A 21,258-nucleotide genomic window follows, 5' to 3' on the forward strand; every position below is an offset into this window, starting at 1 on the left:
CCCCGCGTGACATCTTGCGACGTTCGGGTTTGCCGTGGACCGTGTTCCGGTATGGAGGGGGAGGGCCCCCGCCGGGAACCTCCGTGCGACGGCCCCCGTTCAACTGTCAGTCACAAGGGGGTGGGCGCATGTCCGGAGAGCTGGGCACTGCGGAGATCCACGCTGGTCAGGCCAACGGTACGGCGGTCGCCGAGGACCGGATCCCGCTCCAGCGGGTCCCGGCCGCCGCGCCGCCCGGCCCCGAGACGCCGCCCGGCTCCGGGCTGGACACCCGGACGTTGTCCCGCTCGCTGTTCCTGCGGCTGGCCGCCCTGGAACCGGGCAGCGCGGAGCACACGTACGTTCGCGACACCCTGATCGAGCTCAACCTGCCGCTGGTCCGGTACGCCTCGGCGCGCTTCCGCAGCCGCAACGAGCCGATGGAGGACATCGTCCAGGTCGGCACCATCGGCCTGATCAAGGCGATCGACCGCTTCGACCCCGAGCGCGGGGTGGAGTTCCCCACCTTCGCGATGCCCACCGTGGTGGGCGAGATCAAGCGTTTCTTCCGGGACACCAGCTGGTCGGTCCGGGTGCCCCGGCGGCTGCAGGAGCTGCGGCTGGCGCTCACCAAAGCCGGTGACGAGCTGTCGCAACGGCTGGACCGCTCCCCCACCGTCGCCGAGCTGGCCGTCTGCCTGGGGGTCAGCGAGGAGGACGTGGTCGAGGGCCTCGCGGTGGGCAACGCGTACACCGCCAGCTCGCTCGACTCCAGCCCCAGCGAGGAGGACGGCGACGGGCCGCTGGCCGAGCGGCTCGGCTACGAGGACCTCGCGCTGGAGGGCGTCGAGTACCGGGAGTCGCTGAAGCCGCTGCTGGCCAGGCTGCCGCCGCGCGAGCGCCGGATCATCATGCTGCGGTTCTTCGGCAACCTCACCCAGTCGCAGATCGGCGAGGAGATCGGCATCTCCCAGATGCACGTCTCCCGGTTGCTCACCAGGACGCTGACCCAGCTCCGTGAGGGCCTGATCAGCGAGGGCTGATCAGGCCGCGGGAGGCCGCCCGTCGCCGTCCAGCAGGTTGGCCCGCAGGCCGGCCAGGACGGCGTCGTCCAGCCCGAGGCCGTCCCGCCAGAACGCGTCGAACCCGGACCAGCCGGCGCCGACCTCCTCGAAGGCCACTGCCAGGTAGCCCGGGTCGGCCCGGAACACCGGCAGCAGCAGTCGCGGCTCGCGCATCAGGCCGCGGGTGCCGAAGTCGTCCATCACCCGGCCCACCACCGCGGCGGAGCGCTCGTTGGTGAGCAGGTAGTCGGCGAGGACGGTCTCGCGGTCGACGCCGAGAGCGGTCAGCACGAGGGCGGCGGCCCAGCCGGTGCGGTCCTTTCCGGCCGAACAGTGGAACAGCAGCGGCGGCCCGTCCGGGGCGGCCAGCAGCCGCAGCAGGGTGGCGAAGCGCTGCCGGGCCACCGGGTCGGTGACGAACCAGCGGTAGAGGCCGGTCATCATGGCGGCCGCCCGGCCGTCGCCGAGCAGGGCGTGCTGCTGCTGCGGGCTGCGGTCGGCGAGGGCGTCCCGGAGTGTGCCGTAGATGTCGAAGTCCGTTGCGAGCAAGGGGAGATGGTGCAGGGTGACGCCATCCGGCGGGGCCGCCTCGACGGTCACCGCGGTGGCCGCCGTGACTGCCGTGACTGCGGCGGCCGCGAAGTCGGCGACGGGGAGACCGGGCAGCCGGTCCGGGCCGGCCTCGCGGACCTCGTCGAGGCTGCGGAGGTCGACCACCCGGCGCAGACCGAGCGCGCGCAGCGGGCCGAAGTCGTCGGCGGTGACATGGTTCAGGCCATCACTGCGCAGGGCCACACCGCACCGCAGCACCCGCCCGTCGGCCGTCCGGTAGCCGCCGAGATCGCGGGCGTTGACCGCACCGCTCAGTCCGAGACTGCGCCCGACCAGCGCCGTTCCGACCGGCTCCGGCGCCGCTTTCCGCCCGCCCCCGATTGCACCGGACTCGGTCCGCTGATCGGCCACGCGAGCACCTCCATTGCATATTCGGACTGTCACATGGCACAGCGGTGCCTGATATTGCATGAACCTGCCCAAGGGGTCGGCAAGATGTGCAAGAGTGTCATGCGCGACGACGACAGTGTAGGCGTCCGGGTGGTCCGCCCAAGCCGCACGGGCGGTAACCAGGTGTAGCTCTCAGCTTCCGCTTTTTCATTCTCAATTCATTATTTGCATGGCCGGTCCGGTTCCGGTCACAATCGGCGCCTTCATGGCTTCGCCATGAACGTTGGTAACAGGTTCGCTGCACTCTCGCCCAATTGGTCCCTCGCAGAGGCCCCCCTCGACCAGGATGGGCGCCGGGCAGCCTGCTGCCCGCGAACAGCTACAGGGCAGGCGAACGCTGAGCAGCGAGGCGTCTACCCAAGGGGAGGATCACCATGGGTCGAGCGACCCGAAGAGTTGCCGCGTGCGCGGCGGCAGTTCTGCTGGCCAGCGGCCTGCAGACCACCCTGGCCCACGGCGCCACGCCGCCCAGGATCGACCTCACCATCCTGGTCATCGACGACGGGGGCCCGTCGGTAGCGGCGATCACCGCCGAACTCAAGAACCAGGGCACCCCGTACAAGGTCGTCAACCTCAACGACACCAACCGTCCCGTCATCAACTCCGCTTTCCTCAGCGACACGGTGAACGGCCAGCCCCGCGGGAAGTACCAGGGCATCGTCCTGCCCAACGAAAACCCCTTCCCCAACAGTGCGGCCGAGATGACGGCCATCGCCGGCTACGAAGCCGCATTCGGAATCCGGCAGATCGACGCGTACACGTTCGCCAGTCCCGCGGTGGGGCTGAACTACGCCGTGAATCCCGGTTACTACGGCACGCTGGACGGATTCCAGGGCGCCACCACCACGGCCGGCACTTCGGGCCCGTTCGGGTACCTGAAGGGCAGCGTGCCCTTCGAGGACAACGATCCGACCGTCAGCGAGAGTTACGGATACCTGGCCACGCCGCTGGCCACCCTGCCGGCCGGCGCCTCGTTCGTTCCGCTGGTCGACGCCGCGATCCCGAGCACCACCTCGCGCGGTTCGCTGGTCGGCGAGTACACCCACGACGGCCGCAAGGAACTGGTCGTCACGTTCGTCTACAACCAGTACCAGCAGCAGTACCGCCTGCTGGCCCGCGGCATGGTCGACTGGATAACCCAGGGCGTCCACCTCGGCTACGACCGCAACTACTTCGCGGCCCACGTGGACGACGTCTTCCTGGCCGACGACCGCTGGGACACCGTGCTCAAGTGCACCCCCGGCGACGTCACCTGCCCGCCCGGCACCCCGGACACGGCCAACCCGATCCGGATGACGCCGGACGACGCCCAGCACCTCAAGCAGTGGCAGACGGCCAACAACTTCACCCTGGACATGGTGTTCAACGGTGGCGGCAGCGAGGACTGGAAGGCCGACCACCAGACCGCGGTGGACCCCACGGCCAACCAGATGATCGCCGACCAGAACAACTACCGCTGGGTCAACCACACCTACACCCACCCGTACCTGGGCTGCGTCCAGGACGTCACCGTCGTGCCGTGGATCTGCACCAAGGACTCCTCTGGCAAGGCGGTCTGGACCGACCAGAGCACCATCTCCGGCCAGATCAAGGACAACTTCGACTGGGCCGCCAAGAACGGCCTGAAGGTCGACCCGCAGGCCCTGGTCACCGGCGAGCACTCCGGTCTGCTGACCGCCCCGCAGGAGACCAGCGACAACCCGAACCTGGCCCCGGCACTGGCCGCCAACGGCATCAAGTTCACCGGCAGCGACGCCTCCCGCGAGCCCGCCCAGCGGGCCGTCGGCTCGTCCACGCTGACCGTGCCCCGCTACCCGATGAACGTCTTCTACAACGCCGGCACGGCGAAGGAGGAGGCCGACGAGTACAACTGGATCTACACCAGCAAGGCCAACGGCGGCAGCGGCGTCTGTGAGAACAACGCCAACTCCACCTGCCTGTCGAAGCCGCTGGACGTCAACACCGGATTCCAGTCGTACATCGTGCCGTTGGAGGCCCGGATCGACCTCGGGCACGTGCTGAGCAACGACCCGCGGCCGCACTTCATCCACCAGTCGAACCTGTCCGAGGACCGGATCCTCTACCCGGTGCTGGAGAAGATCCTCGGCACCTACCGGTCGCTGCACGCCGACAACACCCCGATCGTGAACCTCGGCGAGCGCGAGATCGGCCTGGAGTTCCAGCGCCGCGCGGCCTGGAACTCGGCCGTCTCCTCCGGCCAGGTCACCGCCTACCGGGTCGGCGACACCGTCACGGTCAACGCTCCGGCCGGTGTTCAGGTCCAGGCCACCATGCCGACCGGAACTTCTCAGAAGCTGGTCATCGGATCGACCGCCTTCGGTTCGTCCTACGCCGGTACGCTCTCCGGTTGGGTGTCCCCGGGCACCCTGCAGAGCAGCGTCTCCCTGCAGCTCGCCTCGGCCGGCACGCCGGCCGCCCCGGCCGCCGTCGCCCCCGGCGTCGCGGCCAAGTCCGTCCCGGCCCCGGCCCCGGCGGACAAGAAGGTCGTCCCGCAGGGCGTCGCCACTCCCGTCCCGGTGGGCCCGAGCGACACCGGTCGCACCAGCGCCCCGACCCTGGTCCCCGGTAGCGGAACCCCGGTGCCCGGCAAGGACGTCGCCACCAACGGCAACGGCGGCACCGCCGCGGCCGCCAAGAGCGGTAAGGCCACCGGGGGGGCGGCCTCGCTCGGCACCAGTACCACCGGACGCTCCGGCAACCGGTAACCCGCAGCACCCGATGGCGGGGCCGGGCCGGTCGCCCGGTCCGGCCCTGCCTCGGGTCCCGTTCCGGCCACCCAGGCCGGACACCGACGCAAGGAACAGGAGGGGGGACAGGAGATGCGCGTCACCCTGCTCACCGAGGGGACGTATCCGCACCAGCACGGCGGCGTGAGTGTCTGGTGCGACCAGCTCGTTCAAGGCATGCCGGACGTCGACTTCGACGTCATCGCCGTCACTGGTACCGGCCAGGAACCGCTGGCCTGGGAGCTGCCCGCCAACGTACGGTCGGTCACGACCGCACCGCTGTGGGGCCCGGCCTCCGAAGCCGGACCGCCCCACGGCAAGGAGATGCGGCGCTTCCTCAACGCGTACGAGCGCTTCCTCCACTCCATCCTCGATCCGGTCTACACCACCCACTTCGGCACCGAGCTGTACGGCTTCGCCGACCTCGCCCGGCGCGGGCTGCTCAGCCCGGCGCTGCGCAGCGAGCGCGCCCTGCGCACCCTCCAGCACGTCTGGACCCGGGACTACCTGCCCACGGCCGTCTCCCGGCCCACCATGCACGACGCCCTGAACGCCACCGACCTGCTGGAGCACGCCCTGCGGCCGCTCTCGGTCGAACCGCCCACCGACGGCGTCGCGCACGCCGCCAGCGGCGGGCTGGCCACCCTGCCGGGGCTGATCGCCGCCCAGCAGTACGGCGTACCGTTTCTGCTCACCGAGCACGGCATCTACCTGCGCGAGCGCTACCTCGGCTACCGCACCGGCCCGTACCGCTGGCCGGTCAAGGCGCTGCTGCTCGGCTTCTACCGGATGCTGGCCGAGGAGAGCTACCGGCAGGCCGCGCTGGTCACCCCCGGCAACCGGTACAACCGGCGCTGGGAGGAGCGCGGCGGCACGCCGTCCGCCCACATCCGCACCGTCTACAACGGCGTGGACCCGGCGGCCTTCCCGCCCGCCGGGCCCGAACCCGAGACGCCGACCCTCAGCTGGGCCGGCCGGGTCGACCCGATCAAGGACCTGGAGACGCTGATCCGGGCCTTCGCCATCGTCCACCGTGAGATCCCCGAGGCGCGGCTGCGGCTCTTCGGCGGAACCCCCAAGGGCGGCGAGGCCTACCGGGACGGCTGCATAGCCCTGGCCGCCGAACTCGGCATCGCCGACTCGGTGGCCTTCGAGGGCCGCGTCGCCGACATCACCGACGCGTACGCGGCGGGCAACGTGGTCATGCTCTCCAGCATCAGCGAGGGCTTCCCGTTCACCCTGATCGAGGCGATGTCCTGCGGCCGCGCGACCGTCTCGACCGACGTCGGCGGCGTCCGCGAAGCCGTCGGCGACACCGGACTCGTCGTCCCGCCCCGCGAACCCGAACCGATGGCGGCCGCCGCGATCGAGCTGCTGCGCGACGCCGAGCGGCGCGCCCGACTGGGCGAACAGGCCCGGCTGCGAGTCATCGAACAGTTCACGCTCCGCCAGAACATCGACGGCTTCCGGGGCATCTACACCGAACTCCTCGGCACCGCCCGCTGGATGCCGGACGGCGTGGTGGCCGTCACCGACCAGACCCCCACCCCCGACTGGGACCAACAGCTGGCCGCCGCCCAGCCCCAGCCGAGCGAGGTGGGCGCGTGAACGAACGAACGATCGACAGGTGCGTGTACCGCGAAGCGGCCGCCGAGCGCAGCGAGGTGGGCACGTGAACGAGCGGAGCGAGCGAACCATCGACAGGTGCGTGTACCGCGAAGCGGCCGCCGAGCGCAGCGAGGTGGGCGCATGAGTGGTCCCCTGCGGCTCGTGCCGGACGAGGGCGGCTCCGAGCGGACGATGCAGCTGCGCACCCTGCCGCTCAAGCGCCGCCGCCCCGGCCTGCCGGCCCAGTCCGAGCCCGAGCCCGAGGAGCAGCTCGACCTCTCCGCGGACCCGTTGGACGAGCTCGCCGAGCGGCTGCACGACATCTGCGCCGATGCCGTCCACCCGTACGAGATCGCCGCGTTCCTGGAGTCCGACGGCCTCTCCGACGAGCAGGCCGCCCTGCTGTACGGCCGCCCCGACTCGTTCACCCTCGCCGAGGAGCTGTTCGAGAAGGTCGAGCGGCGCTACCCCGGCCCGAGCTCCGAGTTCGCCAACCCGTGGCGGGCCGACCCCTGGCGCTGCGTCGTGCGCGGCCTGGTGTTCGCCCTGCCCGGGCTCGGCTACCTACTCGGCGCCAACCTGTTCGCGGCCACCCGGATGCGGTTCGGCCTGCCCTCCGGCATGCTCGCGCTGTCCGTCGCGACGCTGGTCAGCTGGGGCTTCAACCAGGCGCTGGCGCACCGCTCGTACCGCTGGCTCGGTCGGCTGCGGCGCCGCGAGGCCGCGATCTGCCTGGCCGTCGGGGCGCCGCTGGGCGCGCTGGTCGCGTCCGCCGCCGCGTACGTGGTCGGCGGGCCGCTGGGCGCGCTCTGCTTCGCGGCCGGGCAGTCGCTGTACCTGGGCGCGGCCACCGCCCTGCTGGTGCTCGGACGGGAGAAGTTCCTGCTGCTGGCGCTGGCTCCGGCCTCGGTAGGCGCGGGCGTGGTGCTGGCCACGGACGTCCCGCCGGTGGTGCGGACGGTCGTGCTGCTCGTCTCGCTGGTGCTGGCGGTCGGCCTGGCCGCCCGGGAGCTGCTGTTCTGCATCCGCGGCGGCGAGAAGGAGTCCGTCGAGCTGAGGCTGCCGATCCGCCAGGAGGTCCCGCACCTGCTGTTCGGCCTGGCCTGCGGCACCCTCACGCTGATCGCCGGTCTCGGCGAGACCATCCACCAGGCGGTGCGGACCGGTGCCGCGCACGGGGCGAACGCCACCCCGACCGGGCCGGCCATGATCGCGCTGACGCTCAGTCTCGGCCTCGCCGAGTGGCTGCTCTTCCGCTACCGGGCGATGGCCGTGGCCGCGCTGCGCACCAGTCACACCAGCGGGCAGTTCACCCGCCGCACCGGCGGGATCCTGCTCGGCTGCCTGTTCATCTACCTCACCACCGTGGCCGCGCTGGACGCCGCCGCGACCGTGCTGTGGCCCGGCGCCCCCGCGCTCGGTGTGCCGCAGCTCGGCGCGATGCTGCTCCTCGGCGGCTCGCTCTGGCTGGCGCTGCTGCTGAACGCCTTCGGGTTCAGCTGGAGCACCGCCCTCATCTGTCTGGCCGCCGCGGGTGCCGAGAGCGCCGGGCTGCTGACCGGTGCGGATCCGATCGTCCTGCAGCTGACCGGCTGCGGGGCGGCCGCCTTGCTCCTCACCGCCATCGCCGGGCCTGCGCTCGGCCGCACCACCCAGCACCGCTGAACACCGAATACAGAAATCACGCACGCCCAATTCGCGTGCACCGCTCCACCTGCTCCACCTGCTCCACCTGCTCCACCCGCTCCACCCGCTCCACCCGCTCCACCTGAACGCGCTTCACCCGAACACGCTTCACCACACAGCTGAACCACCACCGGCCGGTCGCCACCGGGAGTCCGGCCGTTCCCAAAAATCGAGAGAGCGAATCACGCATGAGCAGCGTCGCGGTCACCGGAGCCGAGGGCTTCATCGGTTCCCACCTCGTCGAGTCCCTGGTCGCCGACGGGCACCAGGTCCGGGCGATGGTCCAGTACAACTCCTTCTCGTCCTTCGGCTGGCTGGAGACCCTACCCAAGGAGGTGCTGGACTCGGTCGAGATCGTCCTCGGCGACGTCCGGGACCCGGGTTCGGTCAACGGCCTGGTCAAGGGCACCGAGGCGGTCTACCACCTGGCCGCCCTGATCGCGATCCCGTACTCCTACCGGGCCCCGCACTCGTACGTCGACACCAACGTCACCGGCACCCTGAACGTGCTGGAGGCGGTGCGCCACCAGGAGATCCCGCGTCTGGTGCACACCTCCACCAGCGAGACGTACGGCACCGCGCAGACCGTGCCGATCACCGAGGACCACCCGATCAACACCCAGTCCCCGTACGCCGCCTCCAAGGCCGGCGGGGACCGGCTGGCCGACAGCTACCACGCCAGCTTCGAGACCCCGGTCGTCACCCTGCGCCCGTTCAACACCTTCGGCCCGCGCCAGTCGATGCGTGCCGTCATCCCGACCGTGATCGCCCAGGTCGCCGCCGGAGAGACCGAGATCACCCTCGGCGACCTGCGCCCGACCCGCGACTTCATGTTCGTCAAGGACACCGCGCACGCGTTCCGCACGGTCGGCACCGCTCCCGCCGAGACCGTGGTCGGCAAGACCTTCAACGCCGGCACCGGCGGCGAGATCTCGGTCGGCGACCTGGTCTCCCTGGTCGGCAAGCTGATGGGCGTCGACCTCCTGGTGAAGGAGGACGAGCAGCGCATCCGTCCGGCCAACTCCGAGGTCATGCGCCTGGTCGCGGACGCCACCCGGCTGCGCGAGGCCACCGGCTGGGCCCCCGGGTTCACCCTGGAGCAGGGCCTGGAGCAGACCATCGAGTTCTTCCGCGACCCGGCCAACCTGGCCCGCTACAAGACCGACATCTACAACGTCTGACTGCCGTAGAGATCAATGCCCGTCCTGGTAACCAAGGTTCGTGTCCTGCACATCCTTTCCGTGGGGGAAACACCATGCATGCAGTGATCCTGGCCGGCGGTAAGGGCGTCCGACTCCGCCCGTACACCACCGCGCTTCCCAAGCCGCTCGTCCCGATCGGCGACCAGCACGCGATCCTGGAGATCGTGATGCGCCAGCTCGCCGCCGCGGGCTTCACGACCGTCACCCTGGCCATCGGCCACCTCGGCCACATCATCCGCGCGTACGTCGGCAACGGCTCCCAGTGGGGGCTGCGGGTCGGCTACGCCGTCGAGGACAGCCCGCTCGGCACCATGGGCCCGCTGCTCACCATGCAGGACCGCCTGCCGGAGCACTTCCTGGTGATGAACGGCGACATCCTCACCGACCTGGACTTCGCCGGGGTGCTCAAGCACCACGAGACGTCCGGGGCGCCGCTCACCATCGCCACCTACGCCCGCCAGGTGAAGATCGACTTCGGCGTGCTGACCGCCGAGTCCGGCAGCATCACCGGCTTCCAGGAGAAGCCGAGCATCGACTACCGCGTCTCGATGGGCGTGTACGGCGTCTCCCGTTCGGCACTCGCCAAGTACACCCCCGGCCTGCCGCTGGGCTTCGACGAGCTGGTGCTGGACCTGCTCGCCGCCAAGACCCCGCCCGCCGCGTACGACTTCGGCGGCTACTGGCTGGACATCGGCCGCCCGGACGACTACGACCGGGCGAACGCCGAGTTCTCCTCCATCCGACCGGTACTGATGCCCTTCGAGTCGGCCGGCGCCGGCCAGAGCGTGGCGGAGCTGCCGATCCCGGCCGCCCGCACCGCCCCGGACGACACGGCCTCGATCGGCACCGCGCCGGACGACACCGCCGAGGCGCCCGCCGCCGTAGGCGCCCAGAGCGACGGACGGGCCGCGTGAGAATCCTGCTCCTCGGCGGCGACGGCTTCCTCGGCCGTCACGCCACCGCCGTCCTGCGGTCACTGCCCGGTGCCACCGTGCTGACCGCGGGCCGGCGGCCCGCCCACGACCTCCGGCTGGACCTGGCCACCGCCCAGGCCGGCCCGCTCGGCGAGGAACTGGCCGCGCTGGCACCCGACGTGGTGGTCAACTTCGCCGGCGCGGTGGCCGGCAGCGCGGTCAAGCTCGCCGAGGTGAACGCGCGCGGCCCGGCCGTGCTCTGCGAGGCGCTGCAACTCGGCGTCCCGAAGGCCCGGCTGGTGCACATCGGTTCGGCCGGCGAGTACGGCGTCTGTCCGGCGGGCAGCTCGCTGTCCGAGGACTACGACGCCCGCCCGGTCGGCGTGTACGGCGCGACCAAGCTGGCCGGCTCCCTCGCGGTGGCCGGCTCGACGCTGGACGCCGTGGTCCTGCGGGTGTTCAACCCGGTCGGCCCGGGGGCACCGGCGGGCTCGCTGCCCGGCCGGCTGGCCGCCGAGCTGCTCCGGGTGGCGCCCGAGGGCGCCGACGGCGTGATCACGGTCGGCGACCTCTCCGCCTACCGCGACTTCGTCGACGCCCGGGACATCGCCCGCGCGGTCGGCCTGGCCGCCGCCGCGGACCGTCCGCTCCCCCGGGTGCTCAACCTCGCCTCCGGGCAGGCCCGGCAGGTCCGGGCGATCGCGGACGGGCTGGTCGCCGCGGCCGGCTTCACCGGCCGGATCGACGAGAGCGGGGCGGGCTCCGAGCGCTCGGCCGCGGTCTCCTGGCAGCAGGCCGACGTGTCGGCCGCCGCCCGGGAGCTCGGCTGGCACCCGGAGACGGACCTCGCCGACACCCTGCGCGACCTGTGGCTCAGCACCGCCGAGCCCGCGTCCCCACCGGTCGTCGCATGACCGGCGGGATCATCCCCGACGGCCGCCTGCTGGTGCCGCTGTACGTCCACCCCGCGGTGGACCCGGCGGCCTGGCAGGCGGTCGCCGCCGCCGACCCGGGCCGGATCGCCGCCGTCGTGCTCAACCTCGCCGACGGGCCTGGCGAGAACCCGGACAACGTCTTCGCCGAGGCGGCCGACCGACTCCGCGCGGCCGGACTGCCGTTGGTCGGCTACGCCGACACCGACTACGGCCGCCGACCGCACGCGGCGGTGGTCGCCGACATCCTGACGTACCGTCAACGCCACGGCATCACCGGCGTCTACCTCGACCAGGTGGCCACCCACCCGGGCGCGCTCGCGCACTACCGGCGGCTGGCCACGGCCGCGCGCGCGGCCGGCTGCGGCACCGTGGTCTTCGGCCACGGCGAGCACCCGGACCCGGGGTACGCCGAAGTCGGCCTGGCCGACCTGCTGGTCACCTTCGAGGGCGACTGGGACACGTACCGCGCGATGACGCTCCCGCTGTGGACCGGCCGCCACGCGGCCTCCCGCTTCTGCCACCTGGTGTACGACGTCCCGGCCGAACACGCCGAGGACGCCACCGCGCTGATCACCGCCCGCCGGGCCGGCGTCGGCTGCGCCGTACCGGGCGCCGGGGAGAACCCCTGGTGCACCCTTCCCTACGGCCTGACCGCCGCTGAACTGACCTGACCTGATCCGGAGTTCGACTACCGTGAACCGCCGTACCCGGCTCCTGCCGGCCGCCATCACCATCGCCGCCGCCCTGCTGGCGACCTCGTGCAGCAGCTCAGGCTCGGACGACGACAACTCCTCGGCCGACGGCTCCCCGAGCAGCCCGCCCGCGGCCACCGCCCCGACCACCCCGGACGGCAGCACCGCCCCGGGCACCCCGTCGGGCACCGGCACCACGCCCGCCGCCCCCGGCACGCCCAGCGCCCCCGGCTCGCCCACCGCGCCCGGCGCCACCACGCCCCCGGGCGCCACCACCGCCCCGGGCACCCCCGGCGGCACCACCCCCCCGCCGCCGTCCGGAGCTCGCTGGCAGCCCGCCCCGGGCCTCGCCTGGCAGTGGCAGCTCGGCGGCACCGTCGACCAGTCCGTGGACGTCCCGGTCTACGACATCGACGGCTTCGAGAACGACGCCTCGGTGGTGGCCGCGCTGCACGCCAAGGGCCGCAAGGTGATCTGCTACATCAACGCCGGCTCCTGGGAGAACTTCCGCCCCGACTCCGCCGCCTTCGCCAAGTCCCTCCAGGGCTCCGACACCGGCTGGAAGGGCGAGAAGTGGTTCGACATCCGCAAGCTCGACCAGCTCAAGCCGCTGATGGCGGCCCGCTTCGACATGTGCAAGAGCAAGGGCTTCGACGCCATCGAGCCGGACACCATCGAGGCCTACAACCAGAACAGCGGTTTCCCGCTCACCCCTGACGACCAGGTCAAGTACAACCGCATGCTGGCCCAGCTCGCGCACGAGCGCGGCCTGGCCATCGGCCTGAAGAACGACCTCGACCAGATCCCGGCGCTGCTGCCGGACTTCGACTTCGCGGTCAACGAGGAGTGCTCGCAGTTCGACGAGTGCGACCGGGTCGCACCGTTCGTCAAGGCGGGCAAGGCGGTGTTCCACGTCGAGTACAAGCTCGGCACGGACCAGTTCTGCGCCAAGGCCAAGTCACTCGGCTTCAGTTCGATGCAGAAGAAACTCGACCTGAACGCCTGGCGCAAGCCCTGCTGAGCGCCGGCGCACCGGGTTCCGTCGCGCGGGTGACCCTCGTCCGGGTCACCCGCGCGAGGATCACTTGACCGCCAGCCAGATGACGCCGCCCAACACGGCCAGCACGATGACGGCGACCAGCGCGATCACGCCGGTGCGGTTGCCGCCACCGCTGCTGCTGCTGCTGCTGCGGCCGTAGGTGGAGACGGAGCCCGGCGCCTGCGGGGCCGCCGGAGTCTCGTCGACGAACGCCCGGAACATCTGGGTGCTGCCGGCGGGGTCGTAGTCGTTGTCAGCCATGGCACGGACTCTAACGAATCCGCCCACCTCACGGACACCCCGGACCCCTCCCACACCGCCCCACCACCCGGTCGTGCAACGGTGATACGACATCCTCGTGAAGTCCGCCCGACACGCGGAATGCCGCCCGGCGCGATCCGGTTGAATCCGACCATGACCGGAAACCACAGCGACGCCCCGGGCCGGGTCCGCCTCGGCGCCTCCGACCTGTCCGTCTTCCCGCTCTCCCTCGGCGGCAACGTCTTCGGCTGGACGGCCGACGAGCAGCAGTCCTTCGCCGTCCTGGACGCCTACGCGGCGGCCGGCGGCAACTTCGTCGACACCGCCGACGTCTACTCGGCCTGGGCCCCGGGCAACACCGGCGGCGAGTCCGAGACCGTCCTCGGCAACTGGCTGCGCAGCCGCGGCAACCGCGACGACGTCGTGATCGCCACCAAGGTCGGCATGCACCCCGAGGCCGGCGGTCTGAGCGCGGCCAACATCAAGACCGCGGCCGAGGGTTCGCTGCGCCGCCTGGGCGTCGAGCGGATCGACCTGTACTACACCCACCGGGACGACGACACCCCGGTCGAGGAGTTCGTCACCGCGCTGGACGAGCTGGTCCGCGAGGGCAAGGTCGCCGCGGTCGGCGCCTCCAACATCGGCGCCGAGCGGCTGGCCGAGGCACTGGCCTTCGCCGACCGCGAGGGCCTGGCCAAGTACGTCGCCGTCCAGCCGCACTACAACCTGGTCTCGCGCGGCACCTTCGAGGGCCCGCTGGCCGACGTGGTCGCCGCGCACGGCCTCGCCACCGTCCCGTACTACGCGCTCGCCTCCGGTTTCCTCACCGGCAAGTACCGCCCCGGCGGCCCCGGCGTCGACAGCGCCCGCTCCGAGGGCGCCGCCCGCTACCTGGACGACCCGCGCGGCCCGAAGGTGCTGGAGGCCCTGGACGCCGTCGCCGGGGAGCACGGCGTCGCCCCCGCCACGGTCGCCCTCGCCTGGCTGGCCGGACGGCCGACGGTCGCCGCCCCCATCGCCAGCGCCCGGACCGTCGAGCAGCTCCCGCCCCTGCTGGCCGCCACCACGCTCCGCCTCACCCCCGAACAGACCGCCCTCCTCGACACCGCCTCCGCCTGACCCCGCCCCACCCCGCAGGCTGCGAACCCACCCCCCACCCGGGCCCCGTTCGCAGCCTGCACCCGTCCCCGGCCGACCCCGCCCGGCTGAAACCACCGGCCGCAGCGATCGGCCTTGGCCCACGAACGACCAAGCACAGGGCAGGACTTCAGCAGGTGCGGGCGGTAACACCGACGGGGTGACCGTCGGCCCGGCCGATCCGAGGGCCCGCGCCGGCAGCGTCGACGCAATCCAGGCGGATTTCCGGACGGTCGGCGAATCCGCCCGGGAGAAGACCGCCAACGCGTGTGGCTCACCGACCGATCGGCAGATCGGGCCCGAACTGCGCACCCCGTTCCATCCGCGGGGACGGCCAGGTGGCGGTGCTGGGAAACACCCTCCACGACATCGCCGAGCGAGTGCGCACGACCGCCGGACCGCCGACCGCTACCCGGCGACGGAGGACGCGGTCAGGCACCCCCGCGAGGCTTCGGGCCCCCGACAGCACACCCGCTGTCGAGGGCCCGATGCGCTCCGGGACTACGGCCGCCCGAAGTGGGTCGGGTAGTAGCCCGAGTTGAGGGTGGAGACCCGGACCGTCTTGCCGGGCCTGGGCGCCTCGACGAACTTGCCGCCACCCAGGTAGATCCCCACGTGGTGGATCCCCGAGGCCCGGCCGCTGTCCGACCAGAACACCAGGTCACCACGGCGCAGCTGCCCCGCGCTGATCGGCGTCGTGGCCGCGTACTGGTCGTCGGCCACCCGCGGCAGGCTGATCCCGCTGCGCCGGTAGGCCTGCTGGACCAGCCCCGAGCAGTCGTAGCCGGACGGGCCGTTGCCGCCCCAGACGTACGGCTTGCCCAGCTGGGCGAGCGCGTAGTCGATGGCCGACTCCAGGCTGCCGGAGGCCGATGCCTGGTCCGCGGACGGCGTGGCCGTGGGCCGGGCGGGAGCGGGGTCCGCGCCGCCGCCGGACTGGCCGGTGCGGCTGAGGTAGACGTCGTAGTGGCTGGTCCACCGCCACTCGCCGCCGCTGTTCTTGAACCAGTACTTCGACCCGTCCCAGCCCTGGCGCAGTCCGGAGGAGGAGCCCGAGCCGTTGGACACGGCAGCCGCCTTGCCACTGGCACCGCTGGAGCTGCCGGATCCGCCCGAGCCGCCCGAGCCGCCGGACTGGCCGGTGCGGCTGAGGTAGACGTCGTAGTGGCTGGTCCACCGCCACTCGCCGGCGCCGTTCTTGAACCAGTACTTCGACCCGTCCCAGCCCTGCTTCCCGGCCGCGGCGTGCGCGGACCCGGCACCGGCCGTCAGGCCGACCACGCCGGCGCCCGCCAGCACGGTGGTGGCCAGGCAGGTACTGCGCACGGCGCGGTGTATTCGGCTACCGCCGGCCGCCGTCGCGGGGCTGGCGGTGCGCGGCCGGGCCGCGCAGTTCGGGCAGCCGCAGCCCGCGATCGCGGGGATGCTGCCGGTGCTCTCCTCGAAGCCGATCAGGCCCCGGTCGAGGGCGGCGTCGAAATCGGCGTCGAGGTCGAGGCCGGGATCGGCGTACGCGCCGGTGGCTATCCTCATGCGGGTCGTCCTTCCTTCCGCCCGGCCCGTGCGGCCGGGGGCGCTACCGAGGCGGCCACTCCGGCCGGGGCGACGAAGGCGACCAGCAGCTGCTCCATCAGCGCGCTGCGGGCGGCCTCGTCCAGTTCGTGGGCGGTGGCCCGCTCCAGGCGCCGGACGGCGAGCGCCGCCGCCTCGACCGCGTCGTCCACCAGCACCGTCCGCAGGCCCGCGTCCAGGTCGGCCAGCCGGCGGCGGCGCATCGACTCGGCGACCTCGGGCGCGTAGTCCAGCGCCAGCGGCTGCGCCGAGTACACCTCCAGGCCCGCCGGGGCGGCCTCGGCGGCCAGCGCCCTGGTCAGCTCGTCGGCGAACCACTGCCCGTCGCGCAGCGCGGGCCCGGGCCCCGCGTTGCTGTCGCACGGCAGGATGGACGCGGTACGGGTGAGCACCGCCTGGACCTGCTCGCGCAGGTAGCTCTCGTGGTCCTCGATCGCCAGCAGCGCCCGCGCGGTGTCCTTGACCCGCCAGACGATCAGCAGCCGGACGACGATCGGCGTGCCGGTCCGGTCGACCACCTTGACCGGCTCGCTGCGCCAGTGCCGCAGCCGCACGTCCACCCGGCGCCGACGCAGCAGCGGGTTGACCCAGACCAGGCCGGTGCGGCGGACGGTGCCCCGGTAGCGGCCCCAGCGGGTCAGCACCCGGGTCTCGCCGCCCGCGTTGGCCAGCAGGCCGGCGAGCGCGACCACCATGAGCAGGCCGACCGCGCTGGCCGCGGCGACCGACTTGGCGTCCACCTCGGCCTGGCCGCTCGCCTGCGCGGCGGCGCTGCGCAGGTCGGGCAGCGCGTCCCAGTACGGGATGACGCCGTCGCGCAGCAGCATCAGCAGCACGCCGGCCACTCCGACCAGCACCACCAGCAGGGCGATCCAGCCCGGCAGGGCGGTGGCGCCGTGCTCGCGCACCGCCTGGTCGGCGCGCGGGGGGCGGCGGGAGGTGGTGGCCGTGGGGACGCCCGCCGGGGTGGGCTCCGGGATCTCCACGGTCTCCGGGGCGACCGCCTCCAGCGGATCGCACAGGTCGGCGGAGGCGCCGGTGGCCGGGCCGGGGACGACGACCAACGGAGTGGTCGCCGGGCCGCCGTCGACCGGGCCGAGCGGCTTGGCCGTCTTGACGGCCGTGGTCTTGGCCAGCGGGCTGGCGCCGGAGGCGGAACGTTCCGGCAAGGCCGGTGGGAGCGCCTTGGGCAGATTGTCGGGTCGCTGCGAAGAATCGCGGGTGACGTCCATGCACGGATCCTCGGGGTCGGTGTGTCGCGCAACGGGCGGCCCGGATCTGACGGGCAGTGCCAGAGTCAGGCTAAGTTCATACGTCATCAAATGCGACATTTAAGGTGAGGTGTGTCGACATTTGCTGACGAATCGTCCGAAGCCGACCTGACGCGCAGGCACATGAACGGATGGTCGGGATGGTTCAGCGCAGGTCAGCGCCGCCGGGCGCCGTCACCACGGGCGAACACCCGGCGGGTGATCAGCCCGATCCCGGTGAGCACCAGCAGGCCACCGGCGACCCCGCCGCGCCAGCCGCTCGCGGCGGACCGCGCGGCCGCCGCCTGCGAAGCCTCCGCGGCCGCCCCCACGGGCGGCGCGCTCGACGGCGCCGGCAGCGGCCCGGCACCCTCCTCGGCGGACGCGAGCGGCTCGGCCGCCGCCGGTGTCGATGGCGGCGTCGATGACGGCGTCGATGACGGTGACGGTGTCGACGCCGCGACGCCGACGGCCGTCCGGGACGGACTGGCGCTCAGGGATGGAACGGCACGGGGAGTCGGAGGGACGGAGACGGTCGGGACGGCAGAGGTGGTGGGGACGGTGGGGGCGGTCGGGGTGACTGAGGTCGCGGGGGGAGCGGACACCGGCACGGACGGCACGGCCACCGCCGCCTGCGGCCGGTCGACCGCCGGAACGGCGATCGGCAGTAGCCCCGTCGGCACCGGCGCGAGCACGGACGCATCAGGTGCCGCCGCCACAGCCGGGGCTGACGACGCGACGACCGCTCCCGAAGGCGTGGACACGGGCGCGGGCGACGTCGCGGGACGGGACGGTTCGGCGAAGGCGGAGACGGAGACGGAGACGGACGCCACCGGCGCGGACGCACCGGCCGAGGGCGCCACCGGCACCGCCACGCTCGGGCTCGGCACGGTCGGGACCGACGCCGACACCGACGCCGACGGACTCGGCACGGCCGGCACCGAGACCGCAGGGCTGGGCCGCACGGGAACCGGCACCGCAGAGCTCGGCACCCCCGGAGTCGGCGCCACCGGACTCGGCACCACCGGACTCGGCACCACCGGACTCGCCACCGCCGAGACCGAACCCGAAGCCGAAGCCGAAGCCGACACCGACGGGCTCGGCGCCGCCGCCCCCGCAGCCGCCGCGACCCGCACCGGCACCGCGTCCGCCGCCGCCCCGTTCCCCGCCAGGTCGGTCGCCGTGACGACCAGCCACTGCTGCCCGTCCGTCAGATCCCGGTTGGCGGTGCAGGTCCAGCTGCCGTCGAGGGCCGCCGTCGCCCCGCACAGCACCATCCGCTCGCCCGAGGCCGAAGCCGGCCCCGAGGCCGCCGAGCCGCCGGCCCGCGCCGTGACCAGCACCTTCGAGCCCGGCTCGGCCCGCCCGGTGAACTTCGGCCGGCTGCCCGGCAGGGTCTCCCCGGCGGCGGGCGAGCCGAGCACCGGCTTGTCCGGCGGGACGGTGTCGACGACCAGCGCGATCGCCTGCCCGGCCGTCCGGTTCCCGGCCGCGTCGACCGCGACGGGGGTGAGCAGGTGGCGCCCGTCCGCCAGGTTCTCGACCGGCAGGCAGGACCACTGGCCGTCCGCCCGGACGGCGCTGCGGCACAGTTCGGCGACCTGGTCGGTGACCGAGACGGTGCTGCCCGCCTCGCCGGTGCCGGTGAGCTGGATCCCCGGGTCGTTGGTGTACTCCGGAAGGGTGAGGACGGGCGCGGCGGGCGGCGCCGTCTTCACGGTGACCCGGACGGCCTCGCCGCGCAGGACCACGCCGCCGCCGGTGATCTCGACCGGGGTGAGGGCGTGCGGGCCCGCGCTGAGCGCGTCACCGGGCCGGCAGGACCAGTCGCCGCCGCGCTCGACCCGGGCCCGGCAGGCCGTGGCGTCGCCGTCCCGGATCTCCACCGAGGCGCCGGCGACCGCTCCGTCGCCGTGGATCCGCGGGCGGGCCTCGGCGAGGACGGCGCCGTCGACGGGTTCGGCGATCTCGGGCCGGGCGGCGCCGACGGCCAGTTTGATCCGCTGGTCGGTGACCTGCCCGGAGTCGGCGAAGCCACCGGAGGAGACGAGTTGGCTGGCGTCACGGGCGATCCGCAACCGGGCCCAGGTGTCGCCCGAGGCGGCGCCGGACGGGACGGTCCATTCCAGGGTCGCGGTGTCGGCTCCGGCCGGGATCTCGGTCTGCACCCGCTCGGCGGGGTCGAAGCGCCCGTTGTGGTCGAAGTCGACCCAACCGGCCAGGGTCGCGGGCTGGTCGTCGACCGCCACCGGGACGGTGAGCCGGTAGTAGCGGCCGATCGCGGCCTCGGTCGGGAAGCTGATCGACGGGTCGGCGCCCTGGTACTCGCCGCGGCCGGGCTGGAGCCTGGGCGGCAGCGGGCTCGCGAAGACGCTGCGCCGGCCGGCCCCGTGGTCGAGTTGAACCAGCGGCCGGCCCGCCGACCGGTCGGCCGCGCCCGGGTCGGCGGCGGACCGGGATCGGGTGCGGTGCGCCGAGTCGGCGGCGTCCGCGCCGAGGAACAGGTCGGAGACCACGTGCGAGGCGTTGCCGTAGTCCTGCGGGGCGGTACCGAGGTCCTCGTCGACGGTGACGGTGTAGGCCTGGCGCAGGACGGGCGGTGCGGTGGTGCCGCCGGCCCGGGCGGTGGAGCGCTGCTCGACCCGGAAGACCGCGGTGCGCACGGTCCCGGCGAGTTCCAGGGTGCCCTCGGCGGCGGAGCCGGCCGCGCCGTCGGAGCCGCCGTCGGCGCCGACGGGCGCGAGGGTGTTGGCGTCGACCGTCCAGCCGGGCCAGTCGGTGCGGTTGACCAGGGTGGGGGCGGCGGGCGAGCCGCCGGTGAGGGTCAGCCGGGCCGCGGTGCTGGTGGTGCCGGTTTTCCCGGTGGCGAGCGCGGCCAGTCCGCTGAGGTGCAGCCGGGGGTTCCGGACCGGTCGGGAGAAGGTGAGCCGGAGCGTTCCGACGGTGCGCCAGGATCCGTCCGCCTGCGGGCGGTTCTCGGTGACGCCGAAGGTCTGTGCGGGGTCTCCGGGGTGAACTCCGTCCGCGTACGGTCCCGCCGCACGCCCCCCTCCGGTGCGGTCGGCCAGTTCGCCGGCCGCGGCGGTCACCTCGGTGCCCGGGGTGGCGGCGAATTCGAGCTGGGCGGAGAGGCCGGAGGGCAGGACCGCCCGGTGTTCCCCCGACCAGGCGTCAGGGGACTGCTGGGCCACCGAGAGCGGGGCGTTCCAGCCGGTCAGCAGCCCGGCCACGAGGACGGCCAGGGCGGCGGCCGCGCGGGGAAACTGTCGGCTCATCCGGCTCTCCTTCGCGGTCGGCTGCCGGGGTGCCGGGCAGTCTGGGCACAAGATCTGACAAAAAGGAATCACGATCCTGAACCGGTCATACTGCGACACCTGCACTTATGGCCGGGTCCCACCCGTTTGGCAGTCATTCAAGCGGCAGGACGAGATATACCCGAAACAGATGCATTTCATCCATTAGGCCGCAATCCAGAACGGACCCGACACCCGGCGCCCGACACCCCCGTCCGGGCCCGGGCCCGGAAACGGGAGAAGCCCCCGGCCGATGGCCGGGGGCTTCTCCCTGGTGCGCTCAGCAGGATTCGAACCTGCAACCTCTTGATCCGTAGTCAAGTGCTCTATCCGTTGAGCTATGAGCGCAAGGAACGGGCGAACCCGATCTTGCGGAGTTTGGTGCGCTCAGCAGGATTCGAACCTGCAACCTCTTGATCCGTAGTCAAGTGCTCTATCCGTTGAGCTATGAGCGCTCGCCCTGCTGAACGGTGCCAGCGGGGCGGTGCGGGGACAACATTACATGACCTGCGACGCGGGGCGAAATCGGTTGCTCCCCGCCCCCGGGCGACCCCCTGGAGATCCCTCGGGGCCCACCTCGCCCGGGGATGCGGAAAGCCCCGCCGACAAGATCGTCGACGGGGCTCTCCGACTGGCGGAGGCTGAGGGATTTGAACCCTCGATGGGCGGTAAAACCCAAACCGCATTAGCAGTGCGGCGCCATAGACCGGACTAGGCGAAGCCTCCTCCACAGGGACCACGCCCGCGTGAGCGGACCCGTTCCGTGTGCCTGAGATGATGCCACAACCGTGGGGCTCGGCACCAACCACCGCCCACGTTACTAGGCGGGTCGACCCCGCCGCAAAGAAGAATGAGATACTGCCGTCTCCGGAGGAGC

15 protein-coding genes, 3 tRNA genes and 1 pseudogene are annotated in these 21,258 nt (G+C 72.7%); 10 read left to right on the plus strand and 9 right to left on the minus strand.

Annotated elements, in window-relative coordinates:
* Positions 1-128: 128 nt before the first annotated feature.
* A complete protein-coding gene (locus tag ACIPLC_RS02785) occupies positions 129-1,022 on the plus strand; it encodes an RNA polymerase sigma factor SigF (protein ID WP_400470328.1) in 894 nt (297 codons plus the stop codon).
* On the opposite strand, the gene ACIPLC_RS02790 is transcribed toward ACIPLC_RS02785, so the two are convergent.
* Positions 1,023-2,006: a tyrosine-protein phosphatase gene (locus tag ACIPLC_RS02790; RefSeq protein ID WP_400470330.1), complete on the minus strand. Its 984-nt coding sequence runs from the start codon at positions 2,004-2,006 to the stop codon at positions 1,023-1,025.
* A gap of 413 nt (positions 2,007-2,419) precedes the next feature.
* Between ACIPLC_RS02790 and ACIPLC_RS02795 the strand changes: the two genes are divergently transcribed.
* The 3 genes from ACIPLC_RS02795 (at position 2,420) to ACIPLC_RS02805 (ending at position 8,065) form a co-directional block, all read left to right on the plus strand.
* On the plus strand, positions 2,420-4,771 hold the full coding sequence (locus ACIPLC_RS02795; protein ID WP_400470333.1) for a hypothetical protein: 2,352 nt from the start codon (positions 2,420-2,422) through the stop codon (positions 4,769-4,771).
* A gap of 114 nt (positions 4,772-4,885) precedes the next feature.
* A complete protein-coding gene (pelF, locus tag ACIPLC_RS02800; protein WP_400470335.1) occupies positions 4,886-6,400 on the plus strand; it encodes a GT4 family glycosyltransferase PelF in 1,515 nt (504 codons plus the stop codon).
* 141 nt (positions 6,401-6,541) lie between these two features.
* Entirely contained in the window at positions 6,542-8,065 is a 1,524-nt protein-coding gene (locus ACIPLC_RS02805; RefSeq protein WP_400470338.1) for a hypothetical protein, read from the plus strand.
* A 16-nt stretch (positions 8,066-8,081) separates the two neighbouring features.
* Here ACIPLC_RS02805 and ACIPLC_RS02810 read toward each other — a convergent pair whose 3' ends face one another.
* Positions 8,082-8,294: a hypothetical protein gene (locus ACIPLC_RS02810; RefSeq protein ID WP_400470341.1), complete on the minus strand. Its 213-nt coding sequence runs from the start codon at positions 8,292-8,294 to the stop codon at positions 8,082-8,084.
* Between ACIPLC_RS02810 and ACIPLC_RS02815 the strand changes: the two genes are divergently transcribed.
* The 5 genes and pseudogenes from ACIPLC_RS02815 (at position 8,275) to ACIPLC_RS02835 (ending at position 12,850) form a co-directional block, all read left to right on the plus strand.
* Positions 8,275-9,267 carry an SDR family NAD(P)-dependent oxidoreductase gene (locus ACIPLC_RS02815; protein ID WP_400470343.1) on the plus strand — a complete coding sequence of 331 codons (993 nt, stop codon included), beginning with the start codon at positions 8,275-8,277 and terminating at the stop codon, positions 9,265-9,267. The two genes, ACIPLC_RS02810 and ACIPLC_RS02815, sit on opposite strands and share 20 nt — an antisense overlap.
* Before the next feature lie 74 nt (positions 9,268-9,341).
* Positions 9,342-10,043 (plus strand): annotated as a pseudogene (locus ACIPLC_RS02820) (NDP-sugar synthase); the annotation flags it as partial.
* A 155-nt stretch (positions 10,044-10,198) separates the two neighbouring features.
* On the plus strand, positions 10,199-11,116 hold the full coding sequence (locus tag ACIPLC_RS02825; RefSeq protein WP_400470346.1) for an NAD-dependent epimerase/dehydratase family protein: 918 nt from the start codon (positions 10,199-10,201) through the stop codon (positions 11,114-11,116).
* Positions 11,113-11,808 (plus strand): spherulation-specific family 4 protein, encoded by a 696-nt coding sequence (locus ACIPLC_RS02830; protein ID WP_400470349.1) that lies wholly within the window; start codon positions 11,113-11,115, stop codon positions 11,806-11,808. The genes ACIPLC_RS02825 and ACIPLC_RS02830 overlap by 4 nt, the downstream gene beginning before the upstream one ends.
* A gap of 22 nt (positions 11,809-11,830) precedes the next feature.
* On the plus strand, positions 11,831-12,850 hold the full coding sequence (locus ACIPLC_RS02835; RefSeq protein ID WP_400470352.1) for an endo alpha-1,4 polygalactosaminidase: 1,020 nt from the start codon (positions 11,831-11,833) through the stop codon (positions 12,848-12,850).
* Positions 12,851-12,910: 60 nt separating this feature from the next.
* On the opposite strand, the gene ACIPLC_RS02840 is transcribed toward ACIPLC_RS02835, so the two are convergent.
* On the minus strand, positions 12,911-13,129 hold the full coding sequence (locus ACIPLC_RS02840) for a hypothetical protein (RefSeq protein ID WP_400470355.1): 219 nt from the start codon (positions 13,127-13,129) through the stop codon (positions 12,911-12,913).
* A gap of 153 nt (positions 13,130-13,282) precedes the next feature.
* Between ACIPLC_RS02840 and ACIPLC_RS02845 the strand changes: the two genes are divergently transcribed.
* A complete protein-coding gene (locus tag ACIPLC_RS02845; RefSeq protein ID WP_400470358.1) occupies positions 13,283-14,248 on the plus strand; it encodes an aldo/keto reductase in 966 nt (321 codons plus the stop codon).
* A 519-nt stretch (positions 14,249-14,767) separates the two neighbouring features.
* On the opposite strand, the gene ACIPLC_RS02850 is transcribed toward ACIPLC_RS02845, so the two are convergent.
* From ACIPLC_RS02850 to ACIPLC_RS02875, 6 genes are all read right to left on the minus strand, one after another.
* Positions 14,768-15,799, minus strand: coding sequence for a C40 family peptidase (locus ACIPLC_RS02850; protein ID WP_400470361.1), 1,032 nt, complete (start codon positions 15,797-15,799; stop codon positions 14,768-14,770).
* Positions 15,796-17,070 (minus strand): SPFH domain-containing protein, encoded by a 1,275-nt coding sequence (locus ACIPLC_RS02855; protein ID WP_400470363.1) that lies wholly within the window; start codon positions 17,068-17,070, stop codon positions 15,796-15,798. The genes ACIPLC_RS02850 and ACIPLC_RS02855 overlap by 4 nt, the downstream gene beginning before the upstream one ends.
* Positions 17,071-17,264: 194 nt before the next feature.
* Positions 17,265-20,363 carry an Ig-like domain-containing protein gene (locus tag ACIPLC_RS02860; RefSeq protein WP_400470366.1) on the minus strand — a complete coding sequence of 1,033 codons (3,099 nt, stop codon included), beginning with the start codon at positions 20,361-20,363 and terminating at the stop codon, positions 17,265-17,267.
* Positions 20,364-20,653: 290 nt separating this feature from the next.
* Positions 20,654-20,729 (minus strand) — tRNA-Arg (locus ACIPLC_RS02865).
* Positions 20,730-20,760: 31 nt separating this feature from the next.
* Positions 20,761-20,836 (minus strand) — tRNA-Arg (locus tag ACIPLC_RS02870).
* Positions 20,837-21,013: 177 nt separating this feature from the next.
* Positions 21,014-21,107, minus strand: a tRNA-Ser gene (locus tag ACIPLC_RS02875).
* Positions 21,108-21,258 lie beyond the last annotated feature (151 nt).

The organism is Kitasatospora sp. NPDC086801, assembly GCF_044745805.1.
Taxonomy (GTDB): domain Bacteria; phylum Actinomycetota; class Actinomycetes; order Streptomycetales; family Streptomycetaceae; genus Kitasatospora.

Coding starts and splice junctions, on each gene's coding strand:
- ACIPLC_RS02785 (WP_400470328.1), top strand. CDS start 129: ATGTCCGGAGAGCTGGGCACTGCGGAGATCCACGCTGGTCAGGCCAAC.
- ACIPLC_RS02795 (WP_400470333.1), top strand. CDS start 2,420: ATGGGTCGAGCGACCCGAAGAGTTGCCGCGTGCGCGGCGGCAGTTCTG.
- pelF (WP_400470335.1), top strand. CDS start 4,886: ATGCGCGTCACCCTGCTCACCGAGGGGACGTATCCGCACCAGCACGGC.
- ACIPLC_RS02805 (WP_400470338.1), top strand. CDS start 6,542: ATGAGTGGTCCCCTGCGGCTCGTGCCGGACGAGGGCGGCTCCGAGCGG.
- ACIPLC_RS02815 (WP_400470343.1), top strand. CDS start 8,275: ATGAGCAGCGTCGCGGTCACCGGAGCCGAGGGCTTCATCGGTTCCCAC.
- ACIPLC_RS02830 (WP_400470349.1), top strand. CDS start 11,113: ATGACCGGCGGGATCATCCCCGACGGCCGCCTGCTGGTGCCGCTGTAC.
- ACIPLC_RS02840 (WP_400470355.1), bottom strand. CDS start 13,129: ATGGCTGACAACGACTACGACCCCGCCGGCAGCACCCAGATGTTCCGG.
- ACIPLC_RS02845 (WP_400470358.1), top strand. CDS start 13,283: ATGACCGGAAACCACAGCGACGCCCCGGGCCGGGTCCGCCTCGGCGCC.
- ACIPLC_RS02850 (WP_400470361.1), bottom strand. CDS start 15,799: ATGAGGATAGCCACCGGCGCGTACGCCGATCCCGGCCTCGACCTCGAC.
- ACIPLC_RS02855 (WP_400470363.1), bottom strand. CDS start 17,070: ATGGACGTCACCCGCGATTCTTCGCAGCGACCCGACAATCTGCCCAAG.
- ACIPLC_RS02860 (WP_400470366.1), bottom strand. CDS start 20,363: ATGAGCCGACAGTTTCCCCGCGCGGCCGCCGCCCTGGCCGTCCTCGTG.